Raw genomic sequence first — 438 nt, 5'->3', positions numbered from 1 at the left:
ATTTCGATTTATGCCACAAATATCCCGCTATAGTGACGAACACGTTGAACAACTGCTGAATGAGATGCTCAACGTACTGGAAAAACATAAGGCGCCGACCGATCTTTCACTGATGGTATTGGGAAATATGGTAACTAACCTTATCAATACAAGCATCGCACCGGCCCAGCGCCAGGCGATTGCCAACTCTCTTGCCCGCGCATTGCAGTCTTCGGTAAACGACGACCAAGCGCATTAAGAGCCTGCTCCGGGGAAACGAACAACAGTTTATGGTAGCTCAGCGTCAGCGCTACCGTGAGAAAGTCTCTCAGATGGTTAGCTGTGGGCACTGGTTTGCCTTGTTCAACATTCTGTTGGCCGTGGTACTCGGTAGCCGTTACCTGTTTGTCGCCGACTGGCCGACAACGCTTGCAGGTCGCATTTATTCCTATGTAAGCC

The 438-nt window shown here is 50.2% G+C and carries 2 protein-coding genes; both read left to right on the top strand.

Annotated elements, in window-relative coordinates:
• The first annotated feature begins 10 nt into the window (after window positions 1-10).
• The gene (locus ACU8YC_RS28045; protein WP_446896402.1) at window positions 11-238 is read left to right on the top strand and encodes a YejL family protein; all 228 of its coding nucleotides are present in this window, start codon (window positions 11-13) and stop codon (window positions 236-238) included.
• 31 nt (window positions 239-269) lie between these two features.
• Window positions 270-438 (top strand): DUF3413 domain-containing protein (locus ACU8YC_RS28040; RefSeq protein WP_446896401.1); only part of this gene is annotated, 169 nt, incomplete at its 3' end.

The sequence above is a fragment of the Citrobacter sp. VF227 genome, from assembly GCF_052950715.1.
This window is presented reverse-complemented; position numbering and strand designations above follow the sequence as displayed.